Origin of the sequence: Phenylobacterium aquaticum, from assembly GCF_947378715.1 — a bacterium.
Classification (GTDB): Bacteria; Pseudomonadota; Alphaproteobacteria; order Caulobacterales; family Caulobacteraceae; genus Phenylobacterium; species Phenylobacterium aquaticum_A.
In genome coordinates, this window is the sequence record NZ_CANCLE010000170.1 from 1 (window position 1) to 7647 (window position 7647).

The 7647-nt window shown below is 67.7% G+C and carries 6 protein-coding genes and 1 pseudogene; 4 read left to right on the top strand and 3 right to left on the bottom strand.

Going from position 1 to position 7647, the window contains the following annotated elements:
- Positions 1-545, top strand: a 545-nt coding sequence (locus Q7P21_RS17475; protein WP_304178113.1) for a hypothetical protein, incomplete at its 5' end; no start/stop codon positions are given.
- Positions 546-556: 11 nt separating this feature from the next.
- Here Q7P21_RS17475 and Q7P21_RS17480 read toward each other — a convergent pair.
- Genes Q7P21_RS17480 through Q7P21_RS17490 form a run of 3 tightly spaced genes read right to left on the bottom strand, consistent with a single transcriptional unit; the run spans position 557 to position 2353 of the window.
- Positions 557-1291, bottom strand: coding sequence for an anti-sigma factor domain-containing protein (locus tag Q7P21_RS17480; RefSeq protein WP_304172162.1), 735 nt, complete (start codon positions 1289-1291; stop codon positions 557-559).
- Complete coding sequence (locus Q7P21_RS17485; protein WP_368670129.1) at positions 1288-1908, bottom strand: sigma-70 family RNA polymerase sigma factor; 621 nt, start codon at positions 1906-1908, stop codon at positions 1288-1290. Before Q7P21_RS17485 ends, Q7P21_RS17480 begins: the two co-directional genes overlap by 4 nt.
- Positions 1909-1930: 22 nt before the next feature.
- Positions 1931-2353: a cupin domain-containing protein gene (locus tag Q7P21_RS17490; protein WP_304172160.1), complete on the bottom strand. Its 423-nt coding sequence runs from the start codon at positions 2351-2353 to the stop codon at positions 1931-1933.
- A 245-nt stretch (positions 2354-2598) separates the two neighbouring features.
- On the opposite strand from Q7P21_RS17490, the gene Q7P21_RS17495 reads away from it, so the two are divergent.
- The 3 genes and pseudogenes from Q7P21_RS17495 to Q7P21_RS17505 form a co-directional block, all read left to right on the top strand.
- Complete coding sequence (locus Q7P21_RS17495; protein WP_242563560.1) at positions 2599-2805, top strand: cold-shock protein; 207 nt, start codon at positions 2599-2601, stop codon at positions 2803-2805.
- 200 nt (positions 2806-3005) lie between these two features.
- Complete coding sequence (gene carB, locus Q7P21_RS17500) at positions 3006-6293, top strand: carbamoyl-phosphate synthase large subunit (RefSeq protein ID WP_304178114.1); 3288 nt, start codon at positions 3006-3008, stop codon at positions 6291-6293.
- A gap of 107 nt (positions 6294-6400) precedes the next feature.
- A pseudogene (locus Q7P21_RS17505) lies at positions 6401-7647 on the top strand (hypothetical protein); the annotation flags it as partial.

The following is a 7647-nucleotide window of genomic DNA, read 5'->3' on the forward strand; positions in this document are numbered from 1 at the left end:
CAGCACAGCCGCCGTCTTGCGCTCCGGGCGCACAACCAGCAACTCCGACCGTCGGGCCAGGGGTCAAGCCCCAGCCCCCTGCCATCATCCAGTCGGCCACCACCAATGGCGTCACCGCCTCGGTCACCGGCCTCTATGTGAAGAACGACAATCTGTACGCCAATATCCGGCTCACGAACGCCACCGGCCAGCGCCTCTACTTCCAGGACGCCCAGGTCGATCCGGCGCAAGCCTTCGCCCTCGCATCGGGCGGGGTGCTGAGCGGCTCCTATGCGACCCAGATGCCGATTTGCACCAGTGACTTCGCCGGCTGTATCGACAGCCCCAGCCAAATGGCGCCGTCCCATTTCAGCTATGTCGATCCGAAGAGCACCTTGGACATCGGCCTGTACTGGACCATCGGGAGCTACAAGGAGACGGCCCAGGCGGGCTCGTTCTCGCTGGTCCTGATCGGGCGGCTCATGGCGTCCGACGCCGATACCGCGTCGGGCCCGCCGCTCCAGATGTACCGCTTCAACTTCACGGACATCCCGATTTCGCGCTGACCCGCTGGCCGCTAGATCTTCACCAGCTTGCCGATCGCCGCGACCGGGCCAATCGGGCGGTCATGCTTGGGAGCGTCCGGCTTCTCCACCGAGACGGCGATGGACGCGCCCTCCTGGGCGAGCTTGTCGAGGCCCTGGGGCATTGGCATGGACTTCGAGGTCCCCGGCGCGATCAGGCCCAGCGAATGCGGCTTGCCGTCGGCCGGGATCAGCCACAGCTCATGCACATGGACCGGATCAGTCCCCGGCGTCACCAGCGAGGTGACGATCAGCTTCTGGCGCACAGGGTCGTAGGCCGCCACGAACAGATGCTGGCCGCCTGACGTGTCGAGGCGGGCGTTCAGCAGTTGTCCGGCGCTCGGCGGGGCCTGCGGCGCGATGATCGTCGGCGGTCGGTTGATCAGCACCACCACGGCCGCCACGCTGGCGGCGGCCAAGGTCATCGAGCCCATGGCCAGGCCGCGCCACATCCGCGCTGCGGCCGAGCCGTTGTCATTGGCCGGCAGGGCCCGCTCAATCCGTGGCCAGACGCCCTCGGAGGGGGTCACCGCCGGAAGGGCCTCGAGCATCGGCGCCAGGCGCGCCGCCCAGGCCTCCACATGGGCCGCGAAGGCCGGCTCGCGCGCCATGCGCAGTTCGGCCTGGGCCCGTTGCGGCGCGGTCAGGACACCCAGGGCGTGTTCCGCGGCCAGGGCCTCGTCCTCGTGCAGTTCGTCACCCAAGGGCGGAATTGGCGGTTCGCTCATCGCTCCAGGCATCCCTTGAGCTTGAGCAGGCCCCGGCGGATCCAGCTCTTCACCGTGCCGAGCGGGGCCTCCATGCGGTGGGCCAGGGCCTCATAGGTCAGCCCCTCGAAGAAGGCCGTGCGGATCACCTTCTCGGTGCGCTCGTCCAGCTCCGACAGGCACTTGCCAAGCGCCTCCCCCGACTGGGCGGCCTCCAGCAGGGCCTCCGCCCGGGGGGCGTCGTCGGCGATCTCCAACTCGTCGATCTGATCGGCATAGGCCAGCGGCCCGCGCGCCCTCAACCGGTCGATCGCCCGGTTGCGGGCGATGGTCGAGATCCAGGTCATGACGCTGGCCCGGCTCGCTTCGAAGCGGTCGGCCCGGCGCCAGATGGTGAGGTAGACCTCTTGCAACACGTCTTCGCTCTCGTCTCTGTTGGACAAGATACGAAGGCACACGCCGAATAGCTTCGACGAGGTGGCCTGATAAAGTTGTCGCAGGGCGGCTCGGTCGCCGGCGGCGATGCGCGGCAAGAGTTCGGCGAGCGGATCTGAAGCGGCGGTGGCGGCCAAGGGAGCCTTCGGAAAACGGGGTTCGGGCGGAAGCTGCCCGTTTCGTCTCCTTCCGGCAAGGCCCAAGCTTACCCAGCTCGGTTCCGGCTCACGGCCCCTTGGCCACGACGTTGACGGCGCCCGGCGGGGCCTGGTCGATCACCAGCAGCACGGCGGGTCCGTCCCCCACGGCCTCGCCCTTGTGCCATTGGTCGCGGGACTCGATGGCGAACTCGCCGGCCTTGTAGCGGCGCACGATCCCGGTCTCCAGATTGGTCACCAGAATCTCGCCCTGCAGGATGTAGGCGTAGCGCGGATAGGGATGCTTGTGCGCAGGCAGCTGGGCGCCGAGCGGGATGGTGGTGCGCGACGCCCTCACCTCCAGAGGACCGGCCGGGACCGTGATCGGCTGGCCGGTCATGGTCTGGTCGAAGACCCCGATCGGGACCGACACCGGCGCCGGCGCGGACGCCTCGGCCAGGGCCGCCCAGGGCGCGAAAGCCAGGACAGCGGAGAGGATCAAACGCCTCATGAACGGGCTCCAAATGAGGTCCGACGCACAGCGTCGCGTCGGCGCAACAGATCACCCCACAAGCGTTTCGGCCAGACTTGCCATCAACTGACGATTGATCCAAAGTGGTATCGTCAAACTCGTAGGTTCGGCTGTATTCCAAGCGTCGCCAGGCGTACCGGACCTGCTTCCGACCCCCCCGAAATTTGATCCGCCGCGCCTGGGCTTGGGCGTTGGGGAATATCTATCCAAGGACGAATATCTCTATGTCTACCGGCACCGTGAAGTGGTTCAACGCCACGAAGGGTTATGGCTTCATCCAGCCTGATGAAGGCGGAGCGGACGTCTTCGTGCACATCTCCGCCGTCGAACGCGCCGGTCTTCGGAGCCTCAATGAGGGTCAGAAGATCACTTACGAACTCGAGCGCGACAAGCGCAGCGGCAAGATGTCCGCTGGCAACCTGCAGGCCTAGTGTCTGTCCTTGGCCCCTTGGGGCTCAAGGGTTTGCGATTTTGATGGGTCGGCCTTCGGGCCGGCCCATTTTCGTATCGGCTCCCGCGCAGGCCCTATGAGCTTGCGCGCATGCGACTCCGTCTCTAAACGGGCGCCTTAACCTGCAACCTGTCCGGCCACAGCGCGTCTGTCCGCGCGGCCCTCGCGCGCGAGCCATCGATGCCCAAACGTACAGACATCTCCTCGATCCTGATCATCGGCGCCGGCCCCATCGTCATCGGCCAGGCCTGCGAGTTCGACTATTCGGGGGTCCAGGCCTGCAAGGCGCTGCGCGCCGAGGGCTATCGGATCGTGCTGGTCAATTCCAATCCGGCCACGATCATGACCGATCCGGACGTGGCCGACGCCACCTATATCGAGCCGATCACCCCGGAGATGGTCGAGAAGATCATCGCCAAGGAACGCCCCGACGCGCTGCTGCCCACCATGGGCGGCCAGACCGCGCTGAACACGGCGCTCGCCCTCGAACAGATGGGCGTGCTGGCCAAGTACGGCGTCGAGATGATCGGCGCCAAGGCCGAGGTCATCGACAAGGCCGAGGACCGCCAGAAGTTCCGCGACGCCATGGACCACCTGGGCCTCGAGAGCCCCAAGTCCAAGGCCGCGCACAACATGGACGAGGCCCTGGAAGGCCTGGAGTTCGTCGGCCTGCCGGCCATCATCCGCCCCTCCTTCACCCTGGCCGGCACCGGCGGTGGCATCGCCTACAATGTCGAGGAGTTCCGCGAGATCGTGGAGCGCGGCCTGGACCTGTCGCCCACCACCGAGGTGCTGATCGAGGAAAGCGTGCTCGGCTGGAAGGAGTACGAGATGGAGGTCGTCCGCGACAAGGCGGACAACTGCATCATCGTCTGCTCCATCGAGAACATCGACCCGATGGGCGTCCACACCGGTGACAGCATCACCGTCGCCCCGGCGCTCACCCTGACCGACAAGGAATATCAGCGCATGCGCGCGGCCTCGATCGCCGTGCTGCGCGAGATCGGCGTCGAGACCGGCGGCTCCAACGTGCAGTTCGCGGTCAATCCCGCCGACGGCCGCATGGTGGTCATCGAGATGAACCCGCGCGTGTCGCGCTCATCGGCCCTGGCCTCCAAGGCCACCGGCTTCCCGATCGCCAAGGTCGCCGCCCGCCTGGCCGTCGGCTACACCCTCGACGAGTTGATGAACGACATCACCGGCGCCACGCCCGCCTCGTTCGAGCCCTCGATCGACTACGTGGTCACCAAGATCCCGCGCTTCGCCTTCGAGAAATATCCGGGCTCGGAACCCCACCTGACCACGGCCATGAAGTCCGTGGGCGAGGTCATGGCCATCGGCCGCACCTTCGCCGAGAGCCTGCAAAAGGCCCTGCGCGGCCTGGAGACCGGCCTGAATGGCCTGGACGAGATCGAGATCGAGGGCGCCGAGGATCCGGACACCGGCCACGCGGCCATCGTCCGCGCGCTCAATTCCCCCACCCCTGATCGCCTGCGGGTCATCGCCCAGGCCTATCGCCACGGCCTGACCGAGCAGGAGATCCACGCCGCCTGTTCCTATGAGCCCTGGTTCCTGCGCCAGCTGGAGACCCTGGTCCGGGCCGAGGGCCATGTCCGCGCCGCCGGCCTGCCGACCACGGCGCAAGGCTTCCGCGCGCTGAAGGCGCAAGGGTTCTCCGACGCCCGCCTGGCCAAGCTGACCCACAAGACCGAGGCCGCCGTCCGCGCCGCCCGCCACGTGCTGAATGTGCGCCCGGTCTATAAGCGCATCGACAGCTGCGCCGGCGAGTTCCGCGCCGCCACCCCCTATATGTACTCGACCTATGAGACCGGGGCTCTGGGCCAGACGCCCCAGTGCGAGAGCGAGCCCACGGGCGCCAGGAAGGCCATCATCCTCGGCGGCGGCCCCAACCGCATCGGCCAGGGGATCGAGTTCGACTATTGCTGCTGCCACGCCGCTTTCGCCCTGGCCGACATCGGGGTGGAGTCGATCATGGTCAACTGCAACCCGGAGACCGTCTCGACCGACTACGACACCTCCGACCGCCTCTATTTCGAGCCGCTCACCGCCGAGGACGTGCTGGAGCTGATCGAGGTCGAGCGCTCAAAGGGCGAGCTGCTGGGCGTCATCGTCCAGTTCGGCGGCCAGACCCCGCTGAAGCTGGCCCAGGCCCTGGAAGACGCCGGCATCCCGATCCTCGGCACCAGCCCCGACGCCATCGACCTGGCCGAGGACCGCGAGCGCTTCCAGCAGCTGCTGCACCGGCTCGAGATCGCCCAGCCGATCAACGCCATCGCCCGCTCCCGCGACGAGGCCTTCGCCGGCGCCCACCAGGTCGGCTATCCGGTGGTCATCCGCCCGTCCTATGTGCTGGGCGGCCGGGCCATGGAGATCGTCCGCGATGACGAACAGCTGGACCGCTATATCCGCACCGCCGTCCAGGTCTCCGGCGACTCACCCGTCCTGATCGACCAGTACCTGAGCCGCGCCACCGAGGTGGATGTCGACGCCCTGTGCGACGGGACCGACGTCTTCGTGGCCGGCGTCATGGAGCATATCGAGGAGGCCGGCGTGCACTCGGGCGACTCAGCCTGCTCCCTGCCCCCCTTCTCGCTCAAGCCCGAGACCATCGAGGAGCTCAAGCGCCAGACCGAAGCCATGGCCCGGGCCCTGGGCGTACGCGGCCTGATGAACGTGCAGTTCGCGATCGAGGAGCCCCACTCCGCCGCGCCCCGGATCTTCGTGCTGGAGGTCAATCCCCGCGCCAGCCGCACAGTGCCCTTCGTGGCCAAGACCATCGGCCAGCCGATCGCCGCCATCGCCGCCAAGATCATGGCCGGCGTGCCGCTGGCCAGCTTCGGCCTCACCGACAAGCCCTATAACCACATCGCCGTGAAGGAAGCCGTCTTCCCCTTCGCCCGCTTCGCAGGGGTCGACACCATCCTGGGCCCGGAAATGCGCTCCACCGGCGAGGTCATGGGCCTCGACTGGCGCCGTCCGGGCGAGGGCCTGGCCCCGGCCTTCGCGCGGGCCTTCGCCAAGGCCCAGCTGGGCGGCGGCGTCACCCTGCCCCAGTCCGGCGCAGTCTTCGTCTCGGTCCGCGACGCCGACAAGGCCTGGATCGCCGAGCCGGTCCGCCTGCTGCTGGCCCAGGGTTTCCGCATCCTGGCCACCAGCGGCACCGCCAGCTTCCTGGCCGAGCAGGGCCTCAAGGTCGAACTGGTCAAGAAGGTGCTGGAGGGTCGCCCCCACATCGTCGACGTGATGAAGAACGGCGGCGTCCAGCTGGTGTTCAACACCACCGAGGGCAAGCAGTCCCTGGCCGACAGCTTCGAGATCCGCCGCACCGCCCTGATGATGAAGACCCCCTACTTCACCACCACCGCCGGCGCCCTGGCCGCCGCCCAGGCCATAGCCGCCACGGCCGAAGCCCCGCTGGAAGTGCGCCCGCTGCAGAGCTACGCCTAGCCACGTCACCACCCCCGCCCCGCCAAGATGGGGAAAGAGGTATCGTGTCCCCGATGTTCCTATAGGCTTCGCTGAGAGACGGCGCTTGAGCGCTGCGGGGAGGGCGCATGCGACACCATCTGGCGATCCTGATGACGGCTGCGGGGCTGCTGTCCTCCCAGCCTGGCCTGGCGGCGCCCAAGCCTGTCGCCCACGCCGCGCCGAAGCTCGCGCCCGGCTGGGGGCCATGGGGCGGCATGGCGGGCAGTGAATGGGCGGCAGAGGATGGTTCGGCCGTCTATGTCTATCGCTGGAAAATTCCGGGCGAGATCCTCCTGGTGGAGGTCACGCTGGCCAGCGCAAAGCGCACCACGACCATCGCCCTGGACGAGACCGGCGAGGGGCTGACCTTGACCGCCTACGCCTCAGACGGCAGCCCTGTGGCCAACTGGCGACTCACCAACCCCCGCCCCGGCGTCAGCGTCCAGGACGACGGCCGCCATCAGGAGCACGTGGTCTATCGCTTCACGCCCGATGAAATCGTCGTGGATCAGTCCGCCCTGAAGGACGGGGTCTGGCAGCCGGCCTATCACGAGACCCGCCATCGGCTGGCGCGGGGCGACGCGGCCAAGATCATCGCGGCGCTGACGACGAAGCCAGCCGCCAGGCCGACGCAGCCCGCGACGCCTGTCGCCATCCCCCCGCAACCCGCAGTCTGGGGCAACTACCTGAACTTTGTGAACCGCACCTGGGTCCATACCGATCGGGCCTTAACTGAGACTCATAGCTATCGCTGGAAGACACCAGGCGTGGTTCTCCTGGACGAGTGGTCCGTCGTGGGCTTCGATGGCTCAAACAGCCACGACGTCGCCGAAATCAGCTTCGATCCGGACAAGCACCTGATCGGCGGCATGCAGATGGGTCCGGACGGCGGGCTGGTGACCCCTCCGTACGCCGTCGAGGGCAGGATGGCCCGCATCTACACACGCTCGATCGGGCCAGACCAGTGGGAGCGATTGATCCAGCAGCAGGCGAAAAACGGGGACTGGAGAACCATGATGATGGGCCGGACCGTCTTCCAGCGCGTCCTCACATCAGGCGAGCAACAGGCCGCCGACCAGGCGCGGCAGGAGCATGACGCCCGTGTGCAGGGCTTCCTGAACGGCGCGGTCAACGCCCTAGGCGTGATTGGACAGGCCGCCACCGACCCCAACTACAATCCCATGGGCGGCGCCTACACCAGCGGCGGCGGGCCGGACCTGACGCCAAGCACTCCTCAGATGTGGGGCGGCCAGGCCGGCGGCGGCGGAGCCTCGTCTGGCCTCACCATAGCCAGCCCCCCGCCGCCGAGCCCCCAGGCCAGTCCCAGCCAGAA